Here is a 25,489-nt window from a genome sequence, read left to right on the forward strand (position 1 = left end):
TCTCCTCACCGGTAGAGCAGGTCGATCGACTCGGCGCGGATTCGCTCCTCGTCGACCTGAACGCCCAGTCCAGGGGCGGTGGGGACCGTTGCGACGGCCTTGGTGATGCTCAGCCCCTCGACGTACAGATCGGTCAGCAGCTCCGGCCCGTTGAGCTCGGCGGGCAGGGCGAGCTCGAGCTGACTGAACACGTGCAGCGCGGCGGCGAACGCGACTCCGCAGTCGGTCAGACCGCTGGCCAGGATCTCGAGACCGCCGGCCAGGGCGGTCTGGGCGGTCTTGAGTGCGTTGCGCAGTCCGCCCGACTTGCAGACCTTGACCACAACCAGGTCGGCGGCGTCCAGACGGATGGCACGGGCGAGGTCGTGGGCCGAGAAGCTTCCTTCGTCGATCGCGATCGGGAGGTCGATCAGCTCGCGCAGCCGGGCCATCGCCAGCGTGTCCGTGCTGGGTACCGGTTGCTCGATGCAATGAATCGTGTGGATGCCCGCGGTCCGGTCGCGCAGTTGCCGGAGCGCGCTGGGACGGTAGGACTGGTTGGCGTCGAGCCACAGCGGCTTGCCGTCGGCAACCTCCGCGACGGTCTCGATGGCGGCGGTGTCCGCGTCGAGGTCGCCGCCGATCTTGACCTTGTACGCCGCATAGTCCGACGACTGGATCGCATGTTCGCGGACGGCGTCCTGGTCGCCGACGCCGATCGCCGAGCAGAGCGGGATCTCGTCGTGGATCTTGCCGCCGAGCAAGGCATGCACGGGTACGCCGGCCAGCTTGCCGGCCGCGTCGTGCATCGCCACGTCGATCGCGGCCCGCGCGAACGGGAACCCGTTCGACACCGCCGGACTGAGCCTCTTGGCGGCGCGCTGGTGGAACAGCTCGACGTCGAACGGCGTGAGCTCGAGCAGGATCGGCGTGAGATGCCGCCGGATCACGACCGCCATCGTCTCGGCGGTCTCGTAGCTCCAACTCGGCAGCGCGCGCTGCTCGCCCCAACCGACGACACCGTCCTCGGTGGTGAGCTTCACGAAGAGCACCGCGCCGGCCTGGTCGGGCGCCGCGTCCGGGGAGCCGACAGCGCCGCTGCCGAGCACGAACCGGCGCGCGAACGGTACGGCGACCGGGAAGACCTCGACCTGGGTGATGCGGGACATGAGATCTCCTCTCACGCGGCGATCGACCACGAGGCGGGATCGACGAAGCTCGGTCCGCGCGTGCCGTCGTCGAGCCATCGAAGTGTGTCCGTCAGCACGTAGCCCGCGAGCGCGAGGTGCCCTTCGGCGGTGTCTCCGGCGATGTGCGGTGTCAGCAGCAGGTTCTCCGCGTTCAGCACGGTCTTGTCGAACTGCGGCGGCTCGGGGTCGTAGACGTCGAGCGCCGCGTAGATCCGCCCGTCCAGCGCCTGCTGGAGCATCGCCTGCTGGTCGACGGCTGGTCCCCGGGACGAGTTCACGACGACCGCGCCGTCTGGCAGCCCCTCGATCAGCGCGCGGGTGATCATGCCCTTGGTCTCGGGAACGTTCGGGACATGGATGCTGAGGAACCGTGCAGCGGCTGCGTCCTCGAGGGTGGTGCTCCGGACGCCGAGTTCGGCGGCGCGCTCGGCGCTGAGGTACGGGTCGTAGACGGCCAGGTCGCAGCCGAAGGGCTTGAGCAGGGTGATCAGCGCCCGCGCCGTACTGCTCGCGCCGATGATGCCGACCTTCGCGCCCGCCAGCTCGTGACCGCGGTACTCCGTCTGCTTCCACCCGCCCGCACGGACCGCGCCGTCGAAGCGCGGCAGGCGGCGTGCCAGCGTGAGCATTGACGCGAGGCAGTACTCGCCGACCGACCAGGCGATCCGCGGACCGGCCGAGAACACCGCGACGCCCTGGTCGAGGATGACCGGGTCGATCAGGTTCTTGACCGTGCCGGCCGCGTGCGCGACGACCTTCGGGCCGTTCCCGTCCGACCACAGCTCCTTGCCGAGATGCGGCGTACCCCAGCTGGTGAGGAGCACGTCGGCGCCCTTGGCCAGCTCGGGTACGGCGGCGGGGTCGAGCGCCGGCGGTTTCGCCGCGGACCCGGGGCCGGCGGCGTGATCCGAGGTCGCCCAGACCACGTCGAAGCGGTCCTCGAGCAGCTGTCGGGTGCCGGCGTCGACGACATCGGCGGCACGTTCGGGCGAGAAGAGAGCGGCGAGTTTCGGCATGGAACCGACGGTAAGCGCGTTCCGCTATGCAGGTCCAAGCCCATTTCTGGATGAACCGATACCGTGTGAGCATGGATCTGTCCCTGCAGCAGCTCCGCGGATTCGTCGCGGTCGCCGAGGAACTCCACTACGGCCGCGCTGCCGAGCGCCTGAATCTGACCCAGCCGCCGCTCACTCGCCAGATCCAGGGCCTGGAGCGGACGCTGGACGTCCGCCTGTTCGACCGCACCGGCCGCGGCGTCCGGCTGACGGCGGCGGGTGGCGTGTTCCTCGAGCACGCCCGCCGGGTCCTGGCCCTGCTCGAAGTCGCTCCGGAGGCGACTCGCCGCGCGGCCGACGGAACGACCGGCACGCTGCGCCTCGCGTTCACGGCGATCGGCGCGTACGCCGTACTCGCGGACTTCCTGACCATGGTCGGCAAACGCACGCCCGGGGTGACCGCGGAGCTGACCGAGCTGGTGAGCCCGGCCCAGTTCGAGGCGCTGGCGAATCTGGAGATCGACCTCGGCCTCGTGCGGCCGCCGATCCCGGAGCGGTTCGAGTCGATGCTCGTGCACTCCGAGGACCTCGTGCTCGCTGTACCGGCGTCCCATCCGCTGGCCGACGGGGACGGGACGGTCTCGCTGGTGGATGCGACCGACGACTACATCGGCTACAGCCCGGAGGGTTCGCAGTACCTGCACGACATCTGTGCCGCGATGATCGGGATGGATCGGTACGCCGTCAGCCAGCTCGCCTCGCAGGTGCCGACGATGCTCGCGCTGGTGCGGGCCGGACTGGGGTGTGCGCTGATCCCGCGGTCGATCATGGCGATGGGGGTCGAGGGCGTGCGGTACCGGGAACTGGATGCGGCCGATGCGCATTCGGTGACGTTGCACGCGTGCTGGAGTCCGGACAATCCGAACCCGGCGCTGCAGCGGCTGGCGGAGTCGCTGCGGCAGGATCCCCACCTCGGGGCTTGACTTTGAGCGCACTCAAATTCGTAGGCTGCTGATCATGGGTGAACAGCACAAGATCGGCTCGGGGTTCGGGCACGACAGCACCGCGGACGAGGTCCTCGCGGGGATCGACCTCACCGGCAAGCTCGCGATCGTCACCGGCGGGTACTCCGGTCTCGGTCTCGCGACCACGAAGGCGCTGACGCGCGCCGGTGCGAAGGTCGTCGTACCGGCCCGGCGGCCGGATGCGGCGCGCGAGGCGCTCGCCGGTGTGGACGGTGTGGAGATCGACGAGCTGGACCTCGGTGACCTCGACAGCGTGAAGGCGTTCGCGGACCGGTTCCTCGCCTCGGGCCGGCCGGTCGACATCATGATCGACAACGCGGCGATCATGGCCTCGCCGGAGACGCGGGTCGGGCCGGGGTGGGAGGCGCAGTTCGCGACCAATCACCTGGGGCACTTCGCGTTGGTGAACCGGCTGTGGCCGGCGCTGGTGGCCGACGGCGGCGCACGGGTCGTGTCGGTGTCGTCGACCGGGCACCGCCGGTCGGACATCCGGTGGGACGACCTGGAGTTCCGGAACGGGTACGACAAGTGGCAGGCGTACGGGCAGGCGAAGACGGCCAACGTGCTGTTCGCGGTCCAGCTCGATGCCCTTGGCAAGGATTCCGGCGTCCGGGCGTTCGCGTTGCACCCGGGCGGCATCATGACTCCGCTCCAGCGGCACCTGACCCGCGAGGAGATGGCCGGCTACGGCTGGCTCGACGAGGACGGCAATCCGGTCGTCGGGTTCAAGACGCCGGAGCAGGGTGCTGCGACCCAGGTGTGGGCCGCGACCTCGCCGCAGCTGGACGGTCTCGGCGGCGTGTTCTGCGAGGACTGCGAGATCGCGGAGGTGTCGACCGACGACGCTCCCGGCGTACGGCCGTATGCGATCGACCCGGTCTCGGCAGCGCGGTTGTGGACGGTGTCGGCGGAGCTCACCGGAGTGAACGCCTTCGGATAATCTGCCTTGTGACCACTGTTGTTGAGCGGCTGCGTGCGGCGGGTTCGGTGTTCGCCGAGGACGAGGCGGCACTGATCGCCGAGTCCGCGCGGGACGAGGCCGAGCTTGCCGCCATGGTCGACCAGCGGGTGGCCGGGTTGCCGTTGGAGTACGTCGTGGGCTGGGCGTCGTTCTGCGGGCTGCGGATCGCCGTCGACACCGGCGTGTTCATTCCGCGTCGGCGTACCGAGTTCTTGGTGGCGGAGGCGTTGGGAGTCACCGTTCCTGGGGCGGTCGTGGTTGACCTCGCCTGCGGCACGGGCGCTCTCGGCGCGGCCGTCGCGGCCCAGCGCGAGGTGACGTTGTACGCCGCCGACATCGAGCCGGCCGCAGTCGAGTGCGCGAGCCGGAACCTGCTCGCGCACGGCGGGACTGTGTACGAGGGCGATCTGTTCACGGCGTTACCGGATCGGCTGCGCGGGCAGGTCGACGTACTGCTGTCGAACGTTCCGTATGTGCCGACGGACGAGATCCGCCTGCTGCCGCCCGAGGCGCGGCTGTACGAACCGCACGTCACGCTGGACGGCGGACCCGACGGGCTGGCGACGTTCCGGCGGGTGGCTGCCGAGGCAACGGACTGGCTGGTGCCCGGCGGTCACTTCTTCGTCGAGATGAGCGAACGCCAGGCTCCGGTCGCGCAGGCCGTGATGGTCGAGCACGGCCTGGCCGCCGAGATCGTCGAGGACGACGACCTCGGCGCGACCGTTGTGCACGGCATCTATACCCGCCGCTGAACGTGCAGGAGGTAATCGCGGCGGTTGAGCGGGTCGTGGTCGGTGCGCGGCCGCTCCGGGATCGGGCCGGTGACGGGTTGGTAGCGCTCGAACGCGGACTCCAGTACGCCTTCGCCGCGGGTGAGGGCGGGGAGTTGCTGCTCGAGCTCGTACACGGCGGCGGCGGGGATTTCTCCTTCCAGGGTTGAGGTTTCGGCGGCGAGTGCAGGTACTTGAGGAATCGCCCGGAGGCGGGCGAGGGTCGCGAGGACGGCGCGCGTGGTGTCGGTCGGGATCTCCAGCTGGAAGTGGTGCATCGGTTCGAGCACCGTCGTACCTGCCTGCCGCAGCGCCGTCATCAGCACGAGCGGGGTGAGGTTGCGGAAATCGCCGGCCGTGCTGGACATGCTCTTGTCGAACACCGCGTGGGCGTGGCTCTGGCGGGCGGAGTAGCCGGAGTGCGTCATCACGACGTGCGCGTCGGGGATCTGCCAGCCGTGGACGCCTTGCTGCAGCGTCTCGCGGACGGTCTCCTCGACGGCCTTGATGAACGCGTACGGCATCGAGCCGAGCTCGACCTCGAGTTCGAAACTCACGCCGGCGTTGATCGGTGCCGGCTCGACCCGCAGACCGATCGTGGCGAGGAACGGGTTCAGGTCCTTCTTCTTGAACTCGACCGCCGCACCGGTGCCGACCAGCCGCTCGACGCAGATCGTGGTCGTCTCGCGGAAGTCGACCTCGATCCCGAACTCGGTCGCCAGCGTCGTCTCGATGACCTCCTTCTGTACCTCGCCGTACAGCGACACGTAGGTCTCCTGGCGCAAGTCGTCCTGACGCAGGTTGATCAGCGGGTCCTGCTCGGCGAGCTGGGTCAGCGCGACGCGGAGGTTGCCCTTGTCCGACGGCTTCCGCGCTGAGATCACCGTCTCCAGCGTCGGCGGCGCGAAGAAGGCAGCCTTTCCGGAAGCTTCTGGGCGCTCGGTGCCGGAAAGGTTCCGGAGATCGCCGATCCGGTCGCCGATGCGGACCTCGGCGAGGCCCCAGAGCTTCGCGATCCGGCCGGCGCCCGCTATGTGGGCAGCGCCGTACACCTCCAGCGCGGTGATCTTCGCGTCGTGGTCGCCGAAACGGATCCGGTCGCGGACGTGCGCCGTACCGTCGAAGATCCGTACATAGGCGATCTTCTCGCCGGCCGGTCCGCGCTCGACCTTGAAGACCCTGCCGTCGAGTAGGCCGTCGGTAGTGCGCGCGCGGGGGAGCAGGTCGCGGATGCCGTCACTGAGGGCTTCCGTGCCGGCGCCGGTGATCGCGGATCCGAAGTACACCGGGTGCACCCTGGCCCGGTGGATCTGAGCCGTGAAGGCCTCGTCGAGTGCGAGCGGTTCGCCCTCGACGTACCGCTCGAGGAGGTCGTCGTCGCGCTCGGTCAGGACCTCCAGCAGAGCGGTCTCCTGCACGATCGGCTTGAACGTCGCCTCGGGCGTACCGAGGTGGGTCGCCTCGCCCATCGGCACGATCGCCGGCGTCAGCTTCGTCGCGATCTGACCGAGCACACCGTCGTACTGCGCACCCGGCCGGTCGAGCTTGTTGACGAAGATCAGCGTCGGGATGCGCAGCCGTTGCAGGGTCCGCATCAGGACACGGGTCTGCGCCTGCACACCCTCGACGGCCGAGATCACCAGGACCGCGCCGTCGAGCACGCTCAGCGCACGCTCCACCTCGGCGATGAAGTCCGGGTGGCCCGGGGTGTCGATCAGGTTGACCGTCAGGTCGCCGATCGCGAACGAGACGACCGCGGACTTGATCGTGATCCCGCGCTGGCGCTCCAGCACGAGAGAGTCGGTCTGGGTGTTCCCGTCGTCGACGCTACCGACCTCGTCGATGACTCCGGCGGCGTACAGCAGCCGCTCGGTCAGGCTGGTCTTTCCGGCGTCAACATGCGCCAGGATCCCGAGATTCAGTACTTCCACGCAGCTTCATGTCCTTTGAACAGGTGACAGTCCGATCAGCAACAGACATGAAGCGAGATCGCATGACGGACTCCTTACTAGGCACCTGCTCGTACGCCCCGAGTACACCAACCCAGCGTGAACCACCACAAACCATTTAGCGCACCCCTACAACCTCCACTACTTGATGAGGGTGCCGACCTGGGTGCCGTTGACGATGGACGAGGCCGCGCCGGTGCGGTCGATGTCGAAGACGTGCAGCGGCAGGTGGTGGTCGCGGGCGAGGATGAACGCGGACTGGTCCATGACGCCGAGGCCGCGGTCGATGACCTCGGTGTAGGTGAGGTGGTCGAAGCGTTTGGCGTCGGCGTGCTTGTTCGGGTCGGCGTCGTACACGCCGTCGGTGCCGTTCTTCGCGACGAGCAGGGCGTCGGCCTCGAGCTCGACGGCCCGCTGGACCGACGGGTAGTCGGTCGTCGTGAACGGCTGCCCGTTACCGCAGGCAAGCAGGACGATCGAGCCCTTCTCCAGGTGCCGCAGTGCGCGCAGCCGGATGTACGGCTCGGCCAGGTTCTCGATCGGGATCGCCGTCATCAGCCGTACGCCGTGTGCCCCGAGCGCGGCCAGCCGGCCGCGGAGTAGGACCGCGTTGATGACCGTGCCGAGCATGCCGATGTTGTCGGCCTCGACGCGGTCGATGCCCCAGTCGTCGGCGCGGTTCCCGCGGAACACGTTCCCGCCGCCGACCACGACGGCGACTTGTACGCCGGTGGCACGCAACGCGATCACCTCGTTGGCCAGGTGCGTGAGCCGATCACTGTTGAAACCGAACTCGTCCGGGCCGGCGATCGCCTGCCCCGACAACTTGAGCACGAGCCTGCGGTACATGCCGCTCCGTTCCGATCAAAAGGTGTCGTGGCGCCGACAACCGCCAGCAGGTTTATCACGGACCCGGTAACACCGGACGCCTTGTCACCCCGGGCGGCCGCGCGCGAAGGTGGGTCGGTGGCCGAGTTCAAGCAGCAGGATCTGAGTGCGGCACGGTTCGAGGACGTGCGATTGCGGGACGCGGTGTTCGACAACGTCGACCTGACCGGGGTGACGATCCGTAACGCCCGGGTGGTGGATGTGTCGATCGACGGGGACATCCACAATCTGCGGGTCTGGGGCGTGGACGTCGTACCGCTGGTCGACGCCGAGCTCAACCGGCGGCATCCCGATCGGGCGAAGATGAGTCCGACTGACGCGGACGGCTATCGGGAGGCGTGGGAGCTGCTCGAGCGGCTGTGGGCCGAGACCGTCGAGCGGGCTCGGGCGATGCCGGCGGAGTCGCTGCACGCATCGGTCGACGGCGAGTGGTCGTTCATCGAGACGCAGCGGCACCTGGTCTTCGCGACCGATGCCTGGGTACGTCGTGCGTTCCTGGGCGATCCGGCGCCGTGGGACCCGCTCGATCTGCCCCACGACGAGATGACCGACGTACCGGTTGTTCCGCGCGATCGCGGCGTCCGGCCGTCGCTCGACGAGGTGCTCGCGTTGCGGGCCGACCGGATGGGGACCGTGCGTGAGGTGTTCGCCGGGCTGACCGATGAGCAGTTGGACGAGATGACGGTGCCGGTGACCGAGCCGGGGTATCCGGAGTCCCAGAGCTTCAAGGTGAGCCGGTGCCTCGGCTGCATCCTGAGCGAGGAGTGGCACCACCGGATGTACGCCGAGCGCGACCTGGCGATACTGCGGGGGTGAAGAACACGGATTGGCGGAAGATGGTGCAGGCGCAGCAGGCGAGGTTCGTGACCGCCTCGTTGGCCGAGGGTGCGCGGTTCGTGCAGGCGGTCGGTGAGGCCTGCTCGGACGCCGACCACGTGCCTGAGCTGCGCCTCGGAGCGACGTACGTCGACGTCTCGAGCCGGGACGAAGGGGTGGCGGAGCGGATCAGCGCGATCGCCGCGGAGCACGGTCTGACGGCAGATCCGAGCGCGGTGGCGCAGTTGGAGATCGCGCTGGACACGGCTGACCTGGCCGAGATCGGGCCGTTCTGGGCGGCGGTGCTGACCGGGAGCACGGACTCGTTCAAAGGCAACGACATCTTGGACCCGACGAGGCGCGTTCCGGCCCTCTGGTTCCAGGGCACCTCACCGCATTCGGCGCCGAGGCAGCGGTTCCACCTGGATCTCTGGCTGCCGCCGGAGGTCGTCCCGGATCGCATCAAGGCAGGTCTCGCCGCGGGCGGCACGGTCGTGTACGACGACGAGGCGCCGGCGTTCACAGTGCTCGCGGACCCGCAGGGCAACAAGGTCTGCCTGTGCACGTCGGAGGGCCGATAAATAGGCCGCGCGATGAGAGCGGCTCTGCTACGGTCGGGCTGAATCCTAGGAGGTGCGTGATGGCTTGCAAGGTTATCCGGTTCCGCGCCATTCCCTCCTCCGCTGCCTGCTGATAGGTCGCAGACAGCTTCTCTCCGGACCGATTGGTGCGTCGCGGCGTCTGGCCGCGGATCACGTGCGCGCTGAGTTCACCAGCGCGCACTCCGTGCCGATCGAACCGGAGCTTCCGCATGTCCTCCATGTCCGATATGGACACCCAACTTCATGCTGCCCTCGCACGTGCTCTCGATGGCGTTCCGCACCACGAGCTGCGACGCCGGGTCGACGCGCTCTCGCACCGCTACCGCACCGAGCAGGTCGACGACTCCGCTCCCGGGATGCGCGATCACCTCGACGCCCTCGCGTACGCCGTCATCCGCATGCCGGCGACCTCGCGCGCCCTGTACGCGGCACTCTCCGCGGCCGCGCGTCACGTCGACGCATCCTTCACCACCCACCTCGACCTCGGCGGCGGAACCGGCGCAGCCGCCTGGGCCGCCGCGTCACTCTGGCCGGAACTCAGCACCGAGATCGTCGAACGCCAACCGGCTGCCGTCCGCCTCGGCCAACAGCTTGCCGCAGGCAACCGCTGGCGCTGGACGATCGCAGACCTGAACCGCTGGAGCAGGCCCGACCCGGTGGACCTGGTCACGATCGGCTACGTACTCAACGAGCTGTCCGCCGAGACCCGGCGCATCGTGATCCACGCGGCATCCCGGTCCGCGAAGACGATCGTCCTCGTCGAACCGGGCACACCTCACGGCCACCGCCGTACGCTCGAAGCCCGTGACCAGCTGATCGGCCACGGCTTCACGATCGCGGCTCCCTGTCCGCATCAAGGCGAGTGCCCGACCGACTGGTGCCGTTTCGCCGCCCGTCTGCCCCGCACCGAACTCCATCGCGTGCTGAAGGACGGCACCCGCAACTACGAGGAAGAGAGATTCAGCTACCTCGTCGCGACGCGTCACACGGTCCGGCCTGCGCCGGCGCGCGTGATTCGCAGGCCGGCCAGACCGAAAGGCCGCGTCGTTCTCGAGCTCTGTACGTCGGCCGGCAGCGCACGACAGCTCATCGTGCCCAAGTCGGACAACGCCTACCGCGTCGCCCGTGGCATCAGCTGGGGAGACGCCTGGGATCAGAGCTCGTAGCCGCCCGAAGCCTCGACGGTCTGGGCGGTGATCCAGGCCGAGTCGGGCGAGCCGAGGAATGCGATGACCTTGCCGAGATCCTCGGACTCGCCGATCCGGCCGAGCGCGGTCCGTTCCGCGATCGGGGGAATCCACTCGGGATGCTCGGAGAACGCGTCACCGCCGAGCCGGGTCCGGGTCACGCCAGGAGCCACGGCGTTGACCCGGATCCCGCGGACACTCAGCTCCTTGGCGAGGTACCGGGTGAGGACGATCTGCGCCCCCTTCACGCTCGCGTAGACCGAGTATCCGGGCGACGGTCGAGCCGACTGGAGCGCCGACGTGCTGGTCGTGTAGACGATCGAGCCGTTGTCGGCGATCAACGGGAGAAGCGTCTGGGTCAGGAAGTACGGGCCCTTCAGGTGGACGTTGACCATCTGGTCGAACAGTTCCTCGGTCGTCTCCTCGAACATCACGGGCGGCTGCCCGACTCCGGCATTGCTGACCAGGAAGTCGAACGTCGTCCGGTCCCACTTCGCGAGTACGTCGGTCAGCGCGGCCCTGAACTCCCCGAACGTCGCCGGCTGGGACACGTCCAGCGGCAGCGCGACCGCAGTACCGCCGTCCTTCTCGATCCGCTCGACCGTGTCGAGGCCGCGTTCGCGGCTGCCGCGGTACGTGACGACGACGGCTGTGCCGCGCTTCGCGAGCTCGAACGCGGCGGCCTGGCCGATACCGGAACTTCCGCCGGTGATCACAGCTATTTGCATAATCGTGCACAACTCCTACTGGCTCAGGAACAAGTACCACACCAGTAGACGTGCTGGGACTGGGATTCGGTTAGATCAATTCTGGCGTCAGCTTGCCTGATCCTGCTCGATCGCGGCTAGGCGGCGTACCGAACTCGCGGCGGTACTCGCGGCTGAACTGGGACGGGCTGTCATAGCCCACGGCGTACCCGGCGCTCGTGACGTCCTCGCCCAGGCCGACCACGCGGAGCCGGGCCTCATGCAGCCGGATCTTCTTCTGGAACTGGATCGGGGTCAGCTCGGTGACGGTGCGGAAGTGGCGGTGGAAGGCCGACGTACTCATGCCGGCCATCGCGGCCAGGTCCTCGACCCGGAACGGCTCGGTGTAGTGCTTGCGGATCCAGCCGATGACACGCGCGACGTGCGACAGGCTGCTGTCGGCGAGCCCGATCTCGCGGACCGCGGCGCCTTGCGGGCTGCGCAGCAGACGCCAGAGGATCTCGCGCTGTACGAGTGGCGCGAGTACGGGCGCGTCGTCAGGTTGGTGGACCAGGCGGAGCAAGCGGATCATCGCGTCGACCAGTTCGGCCGGTGCGTGATCGACGGTGAGACCGCGGACCGCGCCGCCGGGCTTCTCGCTCGCGTCGAGGAGGAGCGAGGCGATGGACTCCGGTCGCAACTCGAGCCCGGCGCCGAGACATGGCGCGTCCTTCGAGGCCTCGACGAAGTGCCCTGTCACCGGCAGATCCACGGAAACGATCACGTAGTCGCCGGCGCCGTACTCGAAGACCTGGTCGCCGAGCGCCAACCGCTTCCGCCCCTGCGCGACCAGCGCGAACGTCGGCGACGCGAGCCCGGCCGTCGGCGGAGTCGGCGCGTCGACAACCGACAACAGCAACCCATCGATCGCGTCCTCACGCCCAACCGCGCCAACGATCAACTCCCGCAACTCCGCCAATGCCCGGTCCATGACGAGTCAGACGTGTCCGACCAGAAGACAGAACGGATGGCCGGCCGGATCGGCCATGACGTAGAGCGGCTCGTTCTCCTCCGCCTCGCGGTCGTACAGCAACCGCGCGCCGAGCTGCTCGGCCCGCTCGCGATGCCGGTGGAGCTCCTCGACCGACGGTACGGCGTAGTCGATGTGCAACTGCATCGGCACCTCGGTCGACGGCCACGTGGACGGCGTCAACTGGTCAACCTGCTGTACGGCGAGTTGCCGGTTCCCGTCCTCGTCGACGAGCACCAGCCAGCTGGCGTCATCTTCGGAGCCGTCCACCGGCGCCTCGTCCCCAGGCCGGTACCGCAGCCCGAGCAGGACCCGGTAAAACTCCGCCAAGCCTCGCGAATCTGCCGCATCCAGCGCGGTGTGCATCCGCCGTGGATAGCTGTCCATGGCGGTCACCTTACGGGCTGCGGAAGGAGGTTCTGTAGGTGTTGGGCGGGATGCCGACCACGCGCTTGAACTGGCGGCGAAGGGTGGTGGCGGTGCCCAGGCCGGTGGCGGCGGCTACCGACTCGATGCTGTGGTTGGTGGCCTCGAGCAACTGTTGGGCGCGGCGGACGCGCTGCGTCAGCAGCCATTGGAGCGGCGTCTGGCCGGTGACCGCGCGGAACTGCCGGCCGAGGTGGCGCGGGCTGGTGTTCGCGCGTCGGGCCAGGTCGGTGACGGTCAACGGCTGGTCCAGCCGCTCCTGCGCCCACGCGAGCAGCTCCGCGAGCGTGTGATCGCCGCTCACCGGGACGGGCGTCGAGACGAACTGCGCCTGGCCGCCGGCGCGATGCGGCGGTACGACGAGACGCCGGGCAACCGTGTTCGCGACTGTCGCGCCATGGTCGAGGTGGATGAGGTGGAGGCACAGGTCGACCGCGGCTGCTTTGCCGGCCGCGGTGAGGATGTTGCCGTTGTCGGTGTAGAGGACGTCGGGGTCGACGGTCGCCTCCGGATACCTGGCGCTGAGGGCGCCCGCGTGTCCCCAGTGTGTGGTCGCACGCCGGCCGTCGAGCAGACCGGCCGCGCCGAGGACAAACGCACCGGTGCAGAGCGACGCGATTCGTGCACCCGCCTCGTAGGCGGACCGGACCGCATCAACCAGCTCAAGCGGCAGGGGTTCGTCGACATCAGCCAGGGCGGGGACAATCACGGTGTCTGCCTGCGCGAGGAAGTCCAGGTCGTCGTCGGGCTCCACGGTGAACGGGCCGACGCGGATCGATCCCGGTCCGCACAGGCGTACGTCGTACCACTCGTCGGACCCGAGCGGCGGGTTGCCGAAGATCTCGTACGCGATGCCGAGCTCGAAGTGCAGCAGGTGCCCGGCGGTCGCCAGCGCGACAGTGTGCATGTCCGAAAGTGTACGAACAGTGTCGTTCCGGACTCTCTCGCCCTCACCTCCGGTACGGCGAGACTCGACGTATGAACGCTGTCGTGGTTTATGGAGCAACGGGTCACACCGGCCGTTTCGTCGTCGAGGAGCTGCTGCGCCAAGGTCTTCCGGTCATCGCGTCCGGCCGGAACTCCAGTGCACTCCAAGCCCTCTGGGACCTGGAAATCCGCCCGGCCGCCGTCGACGATCCGCACGCCCTCGACCAAGCGCTGAAGAACGCCGCCGCGGTGATCAACTGCGCCGGCCCGTTCGCCGCGACCGCGGACCCGATGATCGACGCAGCCATCCGCGCCGGGATCCCGTACGTCGACGTGGCCGCCGAGATCGAGGCGAACGTGGCGACGTACGCCAGGCACAGCGACACCCCGGTCGTGCCGGCGATGGCGTTCTTCGGCGGCCTCGGCGACCTGCTGACGACCGCGGCGCTGGGGGAGCGGACGAGCGCCGACGAGGTACACGTCGCGTACGGACTGACCAGTTGGCACCCGACCCCGGGTACGCGCGCCGCCGGTCAGGTCTCGCACGACCGGCGCAACGGTCGCCGGCTCCGCTTCACCGACGGCGCTTTGCAGTACCACGACGACAAGCCTGCCCTGGCGGACTGGACGTTCCCGGAGCCGCTCGGCCGGCGGCGCGTCATCCCCGAGTTCACGATGGCCGATGTCGTCACGATCCCGAGCCACCTCGCCGTACCCGAGGTCCGCACTTACATGACGGTCGAGGCCGCCGGCGATCTCGCGGACGCGGACACTCCGGCGCCGGTCGCTGTCGACGACGCCGGCCGCTCGGACCAGACGTTCGTCGTCGACGTCCGGGTCCGCACCGACGGTGAGGAGCGGCGGGCAACGGCGAGCGGGCAGGACATCTACGCGATCTCGGCACCGCTCGCGGTCGGCGCCGTACGGCGGATCCTGGACGGGGCCGGCCGCGTTCGAGGGGTGGCGTCGGCCGGTGCGATGTTCGACGCCGTCGACTTCCTCAATGATTTACCACTCACGCTCGACCTGCCGTAAATCGATTCCCTGCGGGACAATGTAGGTCCCCTGCTGACCGCCCATCATCAGCTGGAGGCCGCCCGCCATGCCTGATATCCGCCCGTCCCGTCGTGCTGTTCTCCGCCTGACAGCAGCCGGTGCTGTCGCCGCGACCAGCCTGACCGCGGTCCCGGCGTACGCCGACGAGATCGACTACACCGCCCGCAAGACCTTCGACGACTGGGACCGCCTGTTCCAGCAAGGCGGCCCCGGCCAGCCCGACCAGCCGAACGACAACACCAATCGCGACGGCCGCTCCGGGATGCTCGCGTGGAGCCAGTCGTACGTGCTGCTCGGGCTGGTCCGGATGTACGAGAAATACCGCGACACGCATTACCTCGACCGGCTGATCGACAACATCGACCAGGTGCTCTCGGTCCGCGACAGCGAACGCGGCGTGCAGGACTACCGCGGCCTGTCGCTACCCGCCTGGCGCGCCGACCACCCGTACACCACCGGCTACGCAACCCTTGCCGACGGCAACGGTCAGCCGCTGCTCGACCTCCGCGAAGCCCTCTCGTACGCCGAAGACACCACGATCACCGTCACCGCGGGGACGCGCCCCGACACGTTCACGGTCCAGCTCGTCAACACCTTCAACAACCGGACGGTCACGCACACCGATCTGTGCCTCGACCCGGCCAGCCCCGACTACGCAGTCAGCCGCATCTACGCGGCCGCCCCGGGACCTCTCCAGTTGACCGCGCTCGACCGTCGAGCGGTCCCGCGCGCCGGCGACGTACCCCGGCTAGGCTCGTACCCGATGCACTGCGAGCCGGTGATCTTCGCCGTCCACACCGGCATGATTACGTATCCAATCGCTAGCTTCGCCCGGATCGTGCTGAGCTCGCCGACCCTGCGCCGGCGCTACCTGCGCAAGGCGATCGAATACCTCACCGCCTGCCGGGAGGCGGTCGCGGTCCACGACTGGGAGTACCGCGACGGCGGCTACCTGATCTGGCCGAAGACCCAGCCGCTCGCGTACGACGGATGCGAGCAGCCGCTCAACCAATCGGTCGGTCTCGGCCAGACCCTGGTCGAACTCGCCCTCGCGACAGGCGACCGCGAGTACCGGCAGAAGGTTGCCGCGATGGGCCGGATGCTGACCGGGCAGTTCACCGTTGACGCCGGCGACGCCTACCTGTGGCACTACTGGCCGACGGGCGGCCGCATCTACGACGGGTTCGTGAAGACCGGCGACCCCGAGACCGACGTGTCGATCTTCACACCGTCCGGCGGCCCGGCCCGCCAGTTCGAGGACATCAGCCACGGCGCGATCGACGTCGAGTTCGCCGTCCGGGCGTTTCGGGCGCGGCTCGCGTTCACCGGGCACGACATGGCGCGGATCGCCCGGACGTTCACGCAGAACGTCATGGCCACCGACGCCGACGGGCTGCCGGTCATCCACACCACAGTCGGTGGCGCCACGCTCGGCGGGCCGTCGGTCGCGGCGCAGGCGCCGCGCTGGATGCAGGCGAACCAGTTCGACCCGCAGGTCCACGCCCGATGCCTGGCCCTCTACAACCGCTACCAACCGACTCCGGAACGCGACGGCCAGCAGGCCATCGGCTTCGGCTGGCTCCTTGCCAATGTCGCCTACCTGAACTGGGCCCGCTAGTTTCGGGACGTGGCATAGCCTGGTGGGGTGGAGGGGACTGAGGTAGGGGTAGGGGGTGCTCCGTCTCGGACGGGGCGGTACGCCGGGATCGTGATCGCCGGATTGTTGCCGTGGGCATGGTTCTTGCTGCGGGACCGGCTCGGCGTGGTGACGGACGTGCTGTCGATCCTGCTGCCGATGCTGGCGGTGGTCGTGGCCGTGGTCGCGTTGCTGGTGGGTGTGCTCGCGCGCCGACACCGTACAGTCCTGGCGGTTGCGGTGTCGTTCGCGGTGTCGACGCTTCTGGTCGGGATCGTCGGTACGGTCGGGCCGTGGGTCCCGCACGGCTCGGGGACGGTCGACCCGAGTCGCGGCATCCGGTTCGCCGCGGCGAACATCGGCGCCGGCGAACTCGAGGGCGCGGACGACCTGATCGCGCAGAAGGCCGACGTACTCGTGATCTCGGAGATCGGGCAGCCGCTGACCGAGCGGTTGTCCGAGGCGTATCCGGAGCACGTCGCGTACTGGAACGGGCCGGCGGTCGGGGTCTTCAGCCGCTGGCCGATGACGGTGCTCGAAGAGCCCGGACCGGATCTGCCGGGGTACATGCTCCGGGTCCACGCGCCGTCGGGTGACTTCGATCTGCTCGCGGTCCATGTGCCGAAGGCGTGGTACAAGTCCGGCGGGTCGTCGTACAACACGCCGGCCGACACGATTCCGTACGAGACCACCGTCGCGAACCATCACCGGCTGATCGAGCAGATCGCACAGCGAGCGGCCCGCGACGACCACCCGGTGGTGATCTCCGGCGACATGAACACGACTGACCGCGGCCGGGACTACCGGGTGCTGGCCGGTCCGCTGAAGGACGCGATGCTGAACGGGTGGGGCCGGCCGTCGCAGATCGGCCGCTGGTCGGCGCTGTTCGTCCGCATCGATCAGCTGTTCGTGAAACCAGGCTGGTGCTCGGACGACACCGGGTGGTTCCAGGTGCCGAAGTCGGACCATCATGGACTCGTGGCAACGATCGGACCGTGCAAGCCATGACCGAGCTCGAACAACTGGTGGAGACGCTCGACGGGCTGCGGGCCGGCGTACTGAAGAAGCTGGCAGGTCTGAGCGAGGCGGACGCACGCCGCAGTACGGTCGGGTCCGGGACGAACGTGGCCGGCCTGATCCAGCATCTGACCTTCGTCGAGTCCCTGTGGATCGAGGAGGTCGTGGGCGGCGGCAAGGCGACGCGCGGCAAGCGTTCCATGCAGGTCGATCCCGGCGTGTCCCTCACGATGTTGCGGGCCGAGTACAAGGCCGCCTGCGCCGCCTCCAACGAGATCATCGCCAAACTCGGCGACCCGGAGTCTCCCGTGACCCGCAACGGCAAGACCCACAACCTCCGCTGGGCCGTCCTCGCCGTCATCGGTGAAACCTCCCGCCACGCCGGCCACGCAGACATCATCCGCGAACAACTCGACGGCACCACCGGCCGCTAGCCCCGGGGCGTGGAACGACGCGCTGGGCGGGGCGGGTGACTTCGGTTGCCTGACCTGGCAGGATCTGCACCGTGAGTAACGGGACGACGGACGAGCAGCGCCTGGCGGATCTGGCGCGGCTGCGGCGGGTGAAGGACCGGATCGACCGGGAGTACGCGCAGCCGCTGGACGTCGACGCGCTCGCGCGGGGTGCGCACATGTCGTCGGGGCATCTGAGCCGCGAGTTCAAGCGTGCTTACGGAGAGTCGCCGTACGGGTATCTGATGACGCGGCGGATCGAGCGGGCGATGATGCTGCTGCGGCGCGGCGGGATGAGCGTCACCGACGTGTGCTTCGCGGTCGGCTGCCAGTCGCTGGGCACGTTCAGCACCCGCTTCACCGAGCTGGTCGGGATGCCGCCGAGCGTCTACAAGGACCGCGCCGGCGACGCCACCCTCGGCATCCCGTCGTGTGTCGCGAAACAGGTGACGCGACCGATCAGGAATCGAGAAGCATCCCCGACCTCCGGCAGTTAGTTTGACGCCATGGAGATCAAGATTCACGCCAGCTTCCTGCCGCACACCGATCCCGAGGCGTCCGTCGCCTTCTACCGCGATCTGCTCGGCTTCGAGGTCCGCCTCGACGTCGGGTACGAGGGGATGCGCTGGATCACCGTCGGCCCGCCCGGGCAGCCGGACACCTCGATCGTGCTGACGCCGCCGGCCGTCGACCCCGGGCTGACCGAGGACGAGCGCCGTACCATCGCCGAGATGATGGCGAAGGGCACGTACGCGACGCTGGTGCTGCAGTCCGACGACCTCGACGGGCTGTTCGAGCGCCTGCAGGCGACCGACGCCGAGGTGATCCAGGAGCCGATGGACCAGCCGTACGGCGTCCGCGACTGCGCGTTCCGCGACCCGGCCGGCAACCACATCCGGATCAACCAAGCTTCCTGAACCGACCCTGGGGGAGATACCGACATGAGCTCCGACGAGCACGTTGCCGACAGCCACGACATGATCCGGGTCACCGGGGCGCGGGTGAACAACCTGAAGGACGTCAGCGTCGAGATCCCGAAGCGCCGGCTGACCGCGTTCACCGGCGTGTCCGGCTCGGGCAAGAGCTCGCTGGTGTTCGGGACGATCGCGGCCGAGTCGCAGCGGCTGATCAACGAGACCTACAGCGCGTTCGTGCAGGGCTTCATGCCGACGCTGGCCCGCCCCGAGGTCGACGTACTCGACGGCCTGACCACCGCGATCCTCGTCGACCAGGAGCGGATGGGCGCCAACCCGCGCTCCACGGTCGGTACGGCGACCGACGCGAACGCGATGCTCCGGATCCTGTTCAGCCGGATCGCGAAACCGCACGTCGGACCGCCCACGGCCTACTCGTTCAACGTGCCGAAGCGGACCGCGACCGGCTCGATGACCGCAGACAAGGGCGCCGGTGAGAAGAAGGTCGTCCGCGAGCAGGTGTACGCCGGCGGCATGTGCCCGCGCTGCGAGGGCATGGGCTCGGTCACCGACTTCGACCTGACCGCGCTGTACGACGAGAACAAGTCGCTGAACGAGGGCGCGCTGACCATCCCCGGCTACAGCATGGAGGGCTGGTACGGGCGGATCTTCCGCGGCTCCGGGTTCTTCAACCCGGACAAGCCGATCAAGAAGTACACCAAGAAGGAACTGCACGACCTGCTCTACCGCGAGCCGACCAAGATCAAGGTCGACGGCATCAACCTCACCTACAACGGTCTCATCCCGGCGATCCAGCGCTCGTTCCTGTCCAAGGACGTCGACGCGATGCAGCCGCACATCCGCGCGTTCGTCGAGCGGGCGGTGACGTTCACGACCTGTCCCGACTGCAACGGGACCCGGCTGGGCGCCGAGGCGCGGTCGTCGAAGATCAAGGGCAAGAACATCGCGGACCTGTGCGCGATGCAGATCACCGACCTGGCCGACTGGATCCGCGCGTTGAAGGAGCCTTCGGTCGCGCCGTTGCTCAAGGCGCTGGGTGAGGCGCTCGACTCCTTCGTGGACATCGGGCTGGGGTACCTGTCGCTCGAGCGGCCCGCGGGCACGCTGTCCGGCGGTGAGGCGCAGCGGACCAAGATGATCCGTCACCTCGGGTCGTCGCTGACCGACGTGACGTACGTGTTCGACGAGCCGACGATCGGGCTGCACCCGCACGACATCCAGCGGATGAACGACCTGCTGCTCCAGTTGCGCGACAAGGGCAACACCGTCCTGGTCGTGGAGCACAAGCCCGAGACGATCGCGATCGCCGACCACGTCATCGACCTCGGCCCGGGCGCCGGGTCCGGCGGTGGCGAGGTGGTGTTCGAGGGGACGCTCGACAAGCTGCGGACGAGCGGGACGCTGACGGGACGGCACCTGGACGACAAGGCTTCGGTGAAGTCGTCGGTGCGGTCGGCGTCGGGCGCGCTGGAGGTGCGTGGCGCGTCGTTGAACAACCTGCAGAACGTCGACGTCGACGTACCGCTCGGCGTGCTGGTCGTCGTGACCGGCGTGGCCGGCTCCGGGAAGAGCTCGTTGATCCGAGGGTCGATCGCCGATCGTGAAGGCGTGGTCGCGATCGATCAGGGCGCGATCCGAGGGTCCCGGCGGAGCAACCCCGCGACGTACACCGGGCTGCTCGAGCCGATCCGGAAGGCGTTCGCGAAGGCCAACGGGGTGAAGCCGGCGCTGTTCAGCGCGAACTCGGAGGGTGCGTGTCCGGCGTGTAAGGGCGCGGGCGTGATCTACACCGAGCTCGGCGTGATGGCGACGGTCGAGTCGCCGTGTGAGGAGTGCGAGGGGCGGCGGTTCCAGGCTGCGGTGCTGGAGTACACGTTCGGCGGGAAGAACATCGCGGAGGTGCTCGCGATGCCGGTGTCGGAGGCCCTGGGGTACTTCGCTGAGGGCGACGCTCGCACGCCGGCCGCGGAGAAGATCCTCGAGCGGCTGGCGGACGTCGGGCTCGGATACGTGTCGCTCGGGCAGCCGCTGACCACTCTCTCCGGCGGCGAGCGGCAGCGGCTGAAGCTGGCGACGCACATGGGCGAGAAGGGCGGGATCTACGTCCTCGACGAGCCGACCACGGGCCTGCATCTTGCGGACGTCGAGCAGCTCCTCGGCCTGCTCGACCGCCTCGTCAACGGCGGCAAGTCCGTGATCGTCATCGAGCACCACCAGGCCGTCATGGCGCACGCCGACTGGATCATCGACCTCGGTCCCGGCGCCGGTCACGACGGCGGCAAGATCGTCTTCGAAGGCACCCCGGCGGACCTCGTGAAGAAGCCGAAGACGCTGACCGGCAAGCACCTCGCGGAGTACGTCGGGTAACCGGTCAGGAATCAAGAAGCACCCCGGGTCCGGGGGCGACTAGCGTGACAGTCAGTAAGCGAAACCCGAGTTTGGAGATGCTGACATGACTTCCACGCAAGGCGTCAAGACGATCCTGCACCCGGTCACCGACCTCGAGAAGGCCAAGCCGGTGTACGCCGCGCTGCTCGGTCTCGAGCCGATGGCCGACTCGCCGTACTACGTCGGGTTCGAGGCCGAGGGCCAGCAGATCGGCCTGGTGCCGAACAGCGACATGACCTCGCCGACGGCGTACTGGCACGTCACTGACATCGAGGCCAAGATCGCCGAGATCACCGCCGCCGGCGGCACCCTGAAGGACGCCCCGAAGGACGTCGGCGGGGGCCGGCTGGTCGCCACGCTGACCGACCCGGACGGCAACGTCCTCGGCATCCTGCAAGACCCGTCCTGATGTGCCTGATCCCGAAGCTGTACGTCGCCGCCATCTACGGCGACGTACAGCAACAGGACCCGGCCGACTCCGAGGCGCTGCCTGAGGAAACTCCGTCCGACGAAGCCCTCGAACCGGTCCTGGTCCTAAGCTCGCCGGTGTGATCGCCCAACTCCAGGTCAACCTGTTCTGCGCCGACGTGGACGCCTGCCTGGCCTTCTACACCCGCCTCGGCCTGACCGAAGCCTTCCGCGCACCGGCGACCGGCCCGATCCAGCACGTCGAGCTCGATGCCGCCGGTGTCCGGATAGGCCTCACCTCCGCCGAGGTCGCCAATGACCTCGTCAACCTCGGGGTGGCTGCATCCGGCACGCCGTCCACCGAGGTGGTCTTCTGGTGCGAGGACGTCGACGACTTCTACGCGCGTGCACTGGCCGCCGGCGCGACTCCCGTCGTACCGCCGGTCGACTCCCCGGACAACCGGCTGCGGTTCGCGTGGTTTCGAGACCCGGACGCTCACCAGCTGAAACTCGTGCAGAATCGCTCGCATGGGTGAGTCCGGGGTCCGGCACGTGCTGTTCGATGCCGACGGGGTGCTGCAAGATCTGCCGGGGGGCTGGTATGCGGCGATGGAGCCGTATGTGGGGGAGCGGGCGCGGGACTTCCTGCATGAGACCTGGTCCGACGAGCTGCCGATGCTCGCGGGTGAAGGTGACTACCTGCCGGTGCTCGAGGCGTCGTTGGTGCGGTACGGCGTGCGCACGCCGGCGACCGAGGTGTACGACGCAGTCTGGAAGAACATCGTGCTCGTCGAGGAGTCGCTCGAGATCGTGCAAGCGCTGAAACGCAGCGGGTACGGCGTACACCTCGGCACCAACCAGGAGTGCTACCGCGGCGCGCACATGCGGACGGCCCTCGGGTACGACGACCTGTTCGACGTGAGCTGCTACTCGTACGACCTCGGTGTCGCGAAACCCGACCCGGAGTTCTTCACCCGGGCCGCTCAACGGATCGGCGCCGACCCCGACACGATCCTCTTCATCGACGACACCCCTCGCAACATCACCGGCGCCCGAACCGCCGGCCTCCGCGCCGAGCTGTGGGACTTCACCCAGGGCCACGACCTGCTGGAGACGCTCCTCGCGGAGCACGGCGTCACTCGGTGACGATCTCCACCGAGATGTTGCCCTGGACGGCGCGGGAGTACGGGCAGGTCGCGTGTGTTGCCTCAAGCAACTTCTCGCCGGTCTCGCCGTGAAGGTGATCGGGCAGCTCGACCCGCAGTACGGCGGCCAGGTCGAACTTGCCGTCCGCGGGTACGAGGCTCACCTCGGCGGTCACGGCGACGTCCTTCGCGTCCAGGTCCCAGTCCTTGGCGATAAGGCCGAGGACCGTCGAGAAACAGGCTGACCAGCCGGCGGCGAAGAGCTGTTCGGGGTTGATGCCGTCGCCGGTTCCGCCCATCTCCTTGGGGAAAGCCAGCTGAATGTCCAGCTGTCCGTCGGCGGTGACGGCGCGGGACTCGCGGCCTGACGAGGTGGCAACTGCTGTGTAGGTGGGCTTCATGGCGTCAACGATCCGGGGCGCCGGGGGAGAGGTTCAATTACCTCCTTGGTGCAGTTACCTCGCGGGTAATGGCTGGGCGGTCGGGTTCCGCCGTACCCTGATGGTGTTATGACCGTCCTGGACGAGCCACAGACCGCCGGTGAGCTGCTGCGGTTCTGGCGGGTGCACCGGCGGCTGAGTCAGCTGGAGTTGGCGCTGGAGGCCGAGGTGTCGACGAAGCATCTGAGCTTCGTGGAGACGGGTCGTGCGCAGCCGAGCCGTCAGCTGTTGGTCCATCTTTCGAACCATCTCGACCTGCCGATCGCCGAACGCAACCGGTTGCTGCTGGCGGGCGGGTTCGCGCCGATCTATCTGGACCAGCCGTACAACTCCGATGCGATGCTGCCGTTGCGCGAGTCTCTGGGACGGTTGCTAGCGGCGCATATGCCGAACCCGGCGCTCATCGTCGACGGCCTGTGGAACCTGATCGACGCGAATGCTGCGGCGTCGTTGCTGTGGACCGGTGTGGACCCCTCGTTGCTGACGCCGCCGATGAACATGCTCCGGCTGTCGGTGCACTCGGGCGGTCTGCCGAGCATCTCGTCGATGACAGCCGCCTGCAGTCTCCCGCTCATCCACCAGCTCAAACGCCGCAGCCGCGAGACCGCCGACGAGGCGCTCGCCGAGCTGCTGGACGAGGTCGAGCCGTACCTGCCTGACGCCCCGCCGACGGCCGCGGCCCAGCAGCCGATGGTCACGCTCGACCTCAAGACCCGCCTGGGACCGGTCCGCCTCTTCACGTTGATCGCGACCATCGGTGCTCCGCTGGAAGTGACGGCCGCGAGCCTGGCCATCGAGACGTTCCTGCCGGCCGACACGACCAGCGCCGAGCGGCTGCAGAAGCTGATGAGCTGAGCTGGAAATTGTTTTCCGGCGGCGGGGGAGCTGGGGGAGTATTGGCCAGGTGGATATTTGCCTCGCAGGTCAGGCCGATGTGGCACAACTGGCTCGGTTACTCTGGCTGAACGCCGCTCCTGAGCAGCGCGACGGGCAGTCCGTCGAGGCGTTCGCCGCCGATCTTGCGTCCTGGTGGACCGACAACGACTCACATTTCGCGTTCGTGGCGCGGCTGGACGAGTCCGAGTTGGTCGGGATGGCGTGGCTGGCGATCGTTGCGCGGGTTCCCAGGCCGGGTGCGACGAGCCGACGTTCGGCCGACATCCAGAGCGTGTACGTCGTACCTGAGTGCCGCGGCAATCGGGTCGGATCGGCGCTGGTCCAGGCCGCGGCCGATCACGCGTTGGCGCTCGGAGCCGGCCATGTGACGGTCCACTCCGGCCGCAAGGCTGTGCCGGTGTACGAGCGGCTCGGGTTCGCGTCGTCCCGGCAGCTTCTGCAGAAGGAACGCGTGCCCTCCTGAACTCGTAAGGTCTCGTGCATGCCGACGATGGATTACGACGACTTCGCCGAGGCGTACGCCGCCGACAATGAGACCAACCTGCTCAACGGCCACTACGAACGGCCGGCGATGGTGGACCTCGCCGGTGACGTGGCGGGCCGTCGCATCCTCGACGTCGGCTGCGGCGCCGGTCCGCTCTCAGCGGCCCTGCGCGACATGGGCGCGATCGTGTCCGGCTTCGACCGGAGCGCGGAGATGCTCCACCTGGCCCGTCGACGCCTCGGCGAGGACGCCGACCTGACCGTCGGCGACCTGGCCGACCCGCTCCCGTACGCCGACGCTGCCTTCGACGACGTGGTCGCGTCACTGGTCCTGCACTACCTGGAGGACTGGTCCAAGCCGCTCGCGGAACTCCGCCGGGTGCTGAAGCCCGGCGGCCGCCTGATCATGTCGGTCAACCACCCGATCGTCTACACGGCGCTGAATCCCGACGCGGAGTACTTCGATGTCGCGGCGTTCTCGTACGACGCGGAGCACGCCGGCCGTACCGTCGTCTACACCAACTGGCACCGACCGATGCACGCCATGTCCGAGGCCTTCACCGCGGCAGGCTTCCGGATCTGCACGATCAGCGAGCCGCCTATCGCACCGGACACGCCGAGCGACGTCATCCCTGATCATCTGAAGGACGTCACCAGGTTCATCAGCTTCATCTTCTTCGTTCTCGAGGCGTGCTGAGGGTGGAGCGCGTCTTTCCTGACGGAGCCGCCGACGAGCGTGGGGTTCTGACCGGGTTCCTTGATTGGCAGCGGGCAACCGTTCGTCGAAAGGTGGACGGTCTGCCGAGCGACCTGGCCGAGCGCGCCTTGCTGGAGACGTCTCCGCGGATGACGGTCGCCGGCGTCGTCTCGCATCTGCGTCAGACCGAGCACGATTGGTTCGCCGGGAGCTTTCCTTCGCTTGCTGACCAACCTTTCGAGCGTGACGAGCACGGAGGTTGGTCCACCGGCGGTCGTGCAATCGGCGACCTCCTGAACGACTACGAAGCAGCGTGCGCGCAGTCCAGACGCATCGTCGCTCGATTGCCCCTCGACACGATGCAGGAATTCACGCCGCCGCAGTACACCCCGGTGTCGCTGCGGTGGATCCTGACGCATCTGATCGAGGAAACAGCCCGTCACCTCGGCCACCTGGACCTCCTGCGCGAGCAGCTCGACGGCACCCGCGGGTACTAGTTGGTGG

The 25,489-nt window shown here is 68.4% G+C and carries 30 protein-coding genes; 21 read left to right on the plus strand and 9 right to left on the minus strand.

What is annotated here, in order from left to right; genetic code table 11:
• Positions 1-5: 5 nt before the first annotated feature.
• Positions 6-1,148 carry a mandelate racemase/muconate lactonizing enzyme family protein gene (locus tag ABT313_RS21145; RefSeq protein WP_350856238.1) on the minus strand — a complete coding sequence of 381 codons (1,143 nt, stop codon included), beginning with the start codon at positions 1,146-1,148 and terminating at the stop codon, positions 6-8.
• Between the two features lie 11 nt (positions 1,149-1,159).
• Positions 1,160-2,185: a hydroxyacid dehydrogenase gene (locus ABT313_RS21150; RefSeq protein ID WP_350856241.1), complete on the minus strand. Its 1,026-nt coding sequence runs from the start codon at positions 2,183-2,185 to the stop codon at positions 1,160-1,162.
• A gap of 71 nt (positions 2,186-2,256) precedes the next feature.
• Here ABT313_RS21150 and ABT313_RS21155 point away from each other — a divergent pair, with 71 nt between their 5' ends.
• From ABT313_RS21155 to ABT313_RS21165, 3 genes are read left to right on the plus strand one after another with little or no spacing between them, the layout of a single operon-like run.
• The gene (locus ABT313_RS21155; RefSeq protein ID WP_350856244.1) at positions 2,257-3,147 is read left to right on the plus strand and encodes a LysR family transcriptional regulator; all 891 of its coding nucleotides are present in this window, start codon (positions 2,257-2,259) and stop codon (positions 3,145-3,147) included.
• A gap of 34 nt (positions 3,148-3,181) precedes the next feature.
• Complete coding sequence (locus ABT313_RS21160; protein ID WP_350856246.1) at positions 3,182-4,129, plus strand: SDR family NAD(P)-dependent oxidoreductase; 948 nt, start codon at positions 3,182-3,184, stop codon at positions 4,127-4,129.
• Positions 4,130-4,137: 8 nt separating this feature from the next.
• The gene (locus tag ABT313_RS21165) at positions 4,138-4,902 is read left to right on the plus strand and encodes a putative protein N(5)-glutamine methyltransferase (RefSeq protein ID WP_350856249.1); all 765 of its coding nucleotides are present in this window, start codon (positions 4,138-4,140) and stop codon (positions 4,900-4,902) included.
• Here the strand turns inward: ABT313_RS21165 and ABT313_RS21170 are convergent.
• On the minus strand, positions 4,887-6,851 hold the full coding sequence (locus ABT313_RS21170) for a GTP-binding protein (RefSeq protein ID WP_350856252.1): 1,965 nt from the start codon (positions 6,849-6,851) through the stop codon (positions 4,887-4,889). The two genes, ABT313_RS21165 and ABT313_RS21170, sit on opposite strands and share 16 nt — an antisense overlap.
• Positions 6,852-7,010: 159 nt before the next feature.
• The gene (pyrH, locus tag ABT313_RS21175; RefSeq protein ID WP_350856255.1) at positions 7,011-7,718 is read right to left on the minus strand and encodes a UMP kinase; all 708 of its coding nucleotides are present in this window, start codon (positions 7,716-7,718) and stop codon (positions 7,011-7,013) included.
• Between the two features lie 117 nt (positions 7,719-7,835).
• Here pyrH and ABT313_RS21180 point away from each other — a divergent pair, with 117 nt between their 5' ends.
• From ABT313_RS21180 to ABT313_RS21190, 3 genes are all read left to right on the plus strand, one after another.
• Positions 7,836-8,573, plus strand: coding sequence for a DinB family protein (locus ABT313_RS21180; RefSeq protein ID WP_350856258.1), 738 nt, complete (start codon positions 7,836-7,838; stop codon positions 8,571-8,573).
• Positions 8,570-9,154: a 4a-hydroxytetrahydrobiopterin dehydratase family protein gene (locus ABT313_RS21185; RefSeq protein WP_350856261.1), complete on the plus strand. Its 585-nt coding sequence runs from the start codon at positions 8,570-8,572 to the stop codon at positions 9,152-9,154. The genes ABT313_RS21180 and ABT313_RS21185 overlap by 4 nt, the downstream gene beginning before the upstream one ends.
• 248 nt (positions 9,155-9,402) lie before the next feature.
• Positions 9,403-10,341, plus strand: coding sequence for a small ribosomal subunit Rsm22 family protein (locus ABT313_RS21190; RefSeq protein ID WP_350856264.1), 939 nt, complete (start codon positions 9,403-9,405; stop codon positions 10,339-10,341).
• On the opposite strand, the gene ABT313_RS21195 is transcribed toward ABT313_RS21190, so the two are convergent.
• The 4 genes from ABT313_RS21195 to ABT313_RS21210 all read right to left on the minus strand — a co-directional run bounded on the left by ABT313_RS21195 (position 10,329) and on the right by ABT313_RS21210 (position 13,411).
• Positions 10,329-11,090: an SDR family NAD(P)-dependent oxidoreductase gene (locus tag ABT313_RS21195; protein ID WP_350856266.1), complete on the minus strand. Its 762-nt coding sequence runs from the start codon at positions 11,088-11,090 to the stop codon at positions 10,329-10,331. The genes ABT313_RS21190 and ABT313_RS21195 overlap by 13 nt on opposite strands.
• Before the next feature lie 70 nt (positions 11,091-11,160).
• Positions 11,161-12,039: an AraC family transcriptional regulator gene (locus tag ABT313_RS21200; RefSeq protein ID WP_350856269.1), complete on the minus strand. Its 879-nt coding sequence runs from the start codon at positions 12,037-12,039 to the stop codon at positions 11,161-11,163.
• Between the two features lie 6 nt (positions 12,040-12,045).
• Positions 12,046-12,465, minus strand: a complete 420-nt coding sequence (locus ABT313_RS21205; RefSeq protein ID WP_350856272.1) for a VOC family protein — start codon at positions 12,463-12,465, stop codon at positions 12,046-12,048.
• Positions 12,466-12,475: 10 nt separating this feature from the next.
• A complete protein-coding gene (locus tag ABT313_RS21210) occupies positions 12,476-13,411 on the minus strand; it encodes a helix-turn-helix domain-containing protein (RefSeq protein ID WP_350856275.1) in 936 nt (311 codons plus the stop codon).
• Positions 13,412-13,482: 71 nt separating this feature from the next.
• On the opposite strand from ABT313_RS21210, the gene ABT313_RS21215 reads away from it, so the two are divergent.
• The 11 genes from ABT313_RS21215 to ABT313_RS21265 all read left to right on the plus strand — a co-directional run bounded on the left by ABT313_RS21215 (position 13,483) and on the right by ABT313_RS21265 (position 22,469).
• On the plus strand, positions 13,483-14,466 hold the full coding sequence (locus tag ABT313_RS21215) for an NAD(P)H-binding protein (RefSeq protein WP_350856278.1): 984 nt from the start codon (positions 13,483-13,485) through the stop codon (positions 14,464-14,466).
• Positions 14,467-14,533: 67 nt separating this feature from the next.
• Entirely contained in the window at positions 14,534-16,105 is a 1,572-nt protein-coding gene (locus ABT313_RS21220; protein WP_350856281.1) for a hypothetical protein, read from the plus strand.
• Positions 16,106-16,195: 90 nt separating this feature from the next.
• Positions 16,196-17,131, plus strand: coding sequence for an endonuclease/exonuclease/phosphatase family protein (locus ABT313_RS21225; protein WP_350856283.1), 936 nt, complete (start codon positions 16,196-16,198; stop codon positions 17,129-17,131).
• The gene (locus ABT313_RS21230) at positions 17,128-17,574 is read left to right on the plus strand and encodes a DinB family protein (protein WP_350856286.1); all 447 of its coding nucleotides are present in this window, start codon (positions 17,128-17,130) and stop codon (positions 17,572-17,574) included. Before ABT313_RS21225 ends, ABT313_RS21230 begins: the two co-directional genes overlap by 4 nt.
• 71 nt (positions 17,575-17,645) lie before the next feature.
• A complete protein-coding gene (locus ABT313_RS21235; protein ID WP_350856289.1) occupies positions 17,646-18,089 on the plus strand; it encodes a helix-turn-helix transcriptional regulator in 444 nt (147 codons plus the stop codon).
• Between the two features lie 9 nt (positions 18,090-18,098).
• A complete protein-coding gene (locus tag ABT313_RS21240) occupies positions 18,099-18,509 on the plus strand; it encodes a VOC family protein (RefSeq protein ID WP_350856292.1) in 411 nt (136 codons plus the stop codon).
• Between the two features lie 24 nt (positions 18,510-18,533).
• Positions 18,534-20,894 (plus strand): ATP-binding cassette domain-containing protein, encoded by a 2,361-nt coding sequence (locus ABT313_RS21245; protein ID WP_350856295.1) that lies wholly within the window; start codon positions 18,534-18,536, stop codon positions 20,892-20,894.
• A gap of 85 nt (positions 20,895-20,979) precedes the next feature.
• Complete coding sequence (locus tag ABT313_RS21250; RefSeq protein WP_350856298.1) at positions 20,980-21,324, plus strand: VOC family protein; 345 nt, start codon at positions 20,980-20,982, stop codon at positions 21,322-21,324.
• Positions 21,324-21,467, plus strand: a complete 144-nt coding sequence (locus ABT313_RS21255; protein WP_350856301.1) for a hypothetical protein — start codon at positions 21,324-21,326, stop codon at positions 21,465-21,467. The genes ABT313_RS21250 and ABT313_RS21255 overlap by 1 nt, the downstream gene beginning before the upstream one ends.
• Complete coding sequence (locus ABT313_RS21260) at positions 21,464-21,859, plus strand: VOC family protein (protein WP_350856304.1); 396 nt, start codon at positions 21,464-21,466, stop codon at positions 21,857-21,859. The genes ABT313_RS21255 and ABT313_RS21260 overlap by 4 nt, the downstream gene beginning before the upstream one ends.
• A complete protein-coding gene (locus ABT313_RS21265) occupies positions 21,852-22,469 on the plus strand; it encodes an HAD family hydrolase (protein WP_350856307.1) in 618 nt (205 codons plus the stop codon). The genes ABT313_RS21260 and ABT313_RS21265 overlap by 8 nt, the downstream gene beginning before the upstream one ends.
• Here the strand turns inward: ABT313_RS21265 and ABT313_RS21270 are convergent.
• On the minus strand, positions 22,459-22,869 hold the full coding sequence (locus ABT313_RS21270) for an Ohr family peroxiredoxin (RefSeq protein ID WP_350856310.1): 411 nt from the start codon (positions 22,867-22,869) through the stop codon (positions 22,459-22,461). The two genes, ABT313_RS21265 and ABT313_RS21270, sit on opposite strands and share 11 nt — an antisense overlap.
• 108 nt (positions 22,870-22,977) lie before the next feature.
• On the opposite strand from ABT313_RS21270, the gene ABT313_RS21275 reads away from it, so the two are divergent.
• The 4 genes from ABT313_RS21275 to ABT313_RS21290 are packed head-to-tail and all read left to right on the plus strand — an operon-like array spanning position 22,978 to position 25,482.
• A complete protein-coding gene (locus ABT313_RS21275) occupies positions 22,978-23,763 on the plus strand; it encodes a helix-turn-helix domain-containing protein (RefSeq protein WP_350856312.1) in 786 nt (261 codons plus the stop codon).
• A gap of 49 nt (positions 23,764-23,812) precedes the next feature.
• Complete coding sequence (locus ABT313_RS21280; RefSeq protein ID WP_350856315.1) at positions 23,813-24,268, plus strand: GNAT family N-acetyltransferase; 456 nt, start codon at positions 23,813-23,815, stop codon at positions 24,266-24,268.
• A gap of 18 nt (positions 24,269-24,286) precedes the next feature.
• Positions 24,287-24,985 (plus strand): class I SAM-dependent methyltransferase, encoded by a 699-nt coding sequence (locus ABT313_RS21285; RefSeq protein ID WP_350856318.1) that lies wholly within the window; start codon positions 24,287-24,289, stop codon positions 24,983-24,985.
• Positions 24,986-24,987: 2 nt separating this feature from the next.
• Entirely contained in the window at positions 24,988-25,482 is a 495-nt protein-coding gene (locus tag ABT313_RS21290) for a DinB family protein (RefSeq protein WP_350856321.1), read from the plus strand.
• Positions 25,483-25,489 lie beyond the last annotated feature (7 nt).

The organism is Kribbella sp. NPDC000426, assembly GCF_040300265.1.
Classification (GTDB): Bacteria; Actinomycetota; Actinomycetes; order Propionibacteriales; family Kribbellaceae; genus Kribbella.

Bases quoted from the DNA above. Each gene is read 5' to 3' on its own strand.
- ABT313_RS21145 (WP_350856238.1), bottom strand. From the start codon at position 1,148: ATGTCCCGCATCACCCAGGTCGAGGTCTTCCCGGTCGCCGTACCGTTC.
- ABT313_RS21150 (WP_350856241.1), bottom strand. From the start codon at position 2,185: ATGCCGAAACTCGCCGCTCTCTTCTCGCCCGAACGTGCCGCCGATGTC.
- ABT313_RS21155 (WP_350856244.1), top strand. From the start codon at position 2,257: ATGGATCTGTCCCTGCAGCAGCTCCGCGGATTCGTCGCGGTCGCCGAG.
- ABT313_RS21160 (WP_350856246.1), top strand. From the start codon at position 3,182: ATGGGTGAACAGCACAAGATCGGCTCGGGGTTCGGGCACGACAGCACC.
- pyrH (WP_350856255.1), bottom strand. From the start codon at position 7,718: ATGTACCGCAGGCTCGTGCTCAAGTTGTCGGGGCAGGCGATCGCCGGC.
- ABT313_RS21190 (WP_350856264.1), top strand. From the start codon at position 9,403: ATGGACACCCAACTTCATGCTGCCCTCGCACGTGCTCTCGATGGCGTT.
- ABT313_RS21195 (WP_350856266.1), bottom strand. From the start codon at position 11,090: ATGCAAATAGCTGTGATCACCGGCGGAAGTTCCGGTATCGGCCAGGCC.
- ABT313_RS21200 (WP_350856269.1), bottom strand. From the start codon at position 12,039: ATGGACCGGGCATTGGCGGAGTTGCGGGAGTTGATCGTTGGCGCGGTT.
- ABT313_RS21205 (WP_350856272.1), bottom strand. From the start codon at position 12,465: ATGGACAGCTATCCACGGCGGATGCACACCGCGCTGGATGCGGCAGAT.
- ABT313_RS21210 (WP_350856275.1), bottom strand. From the start codon at position 13,411: ATGCACACTGTCGCGCTGGCGACCGCCGGGCACCTGCTGCACTTCGAG.
- ABT313_RS21215 (WP_350856278.1), top strand. From the start codon at position 13,483: ATGAACGCTGTCGTGGTTTATGGAGCAACGGGTCACACCGGCCGTTTC.
- ABT313_RS21220 (WP_350856281.1), top strand. From the start codon at position 14,534: ATGCCTGATATCCGCCCGTCCCGTCGTGCTGTTCTCCGCCTGACAGCA.
- ABT313_RS21230 (WP_350856286.1), top strand. From the start codon at position 17,128: ATGACCGAGCTCGAACAACTGGTGGAGACGCTCGACGGGCTGCGGGCC.
- ABT313_RS21240 (WP_350856292.1), top strand. From the start codon at position 18,099: ATGGAGATCAAGATTCACGCCAGCTTCCTGCCGCACACCGATCCCGAG.
- ABT313_RS21245 (WP_350856295.1), top strand. From the start codon at position 18,534: ATGAGCTCCGACGAGCACGTTGCCGACAGCCACGACATGATCCGGGTC.
- ABT313_RS21250 (WP_350856298.1), top strand. From the start codon at position 20,980: ATGACTTCCACGCAAGGCGTCAAGACGATCCTGCACCCGGTCACCGAC.
- ABT313_RS21255 (WP_350856301.1), top strand. From the start codon at position 21,324: ATGTGCCTGATCCCGAAGCTGTACGTCGCCGCCATCTACGGCGACGTA.
- ABT313_RS21265 (WP_350856307.1), top strand. From the start codon at position 21,852: ATGGGTGAGTCCGGGGTCCGGCACGTGCTGTTCGATGCCGACGGGGTG.
- ABT313_RS21270 (WP_350856310.1), bottom strand. From the start codon at position 22,869: ATGAAGCCCACCTACACAGCAGTTGCCACCTCGTCAGGCCGCGAGTCC.
- ABT313_RS21275 (WP_350856312.1), top strand. From the start codon at position 22,978: ATGACCGTCCTGGACGAGCCACAGACCGCCGGTGAGCTGCTGCGGTTC.
- ABT313_RS21285 (WP_350856318.1), top strand. From the start codon at position 24,287: ATGCCGACGATGGATTACGACGACTTCGCCGAGGCGTACGCCGCCGAC.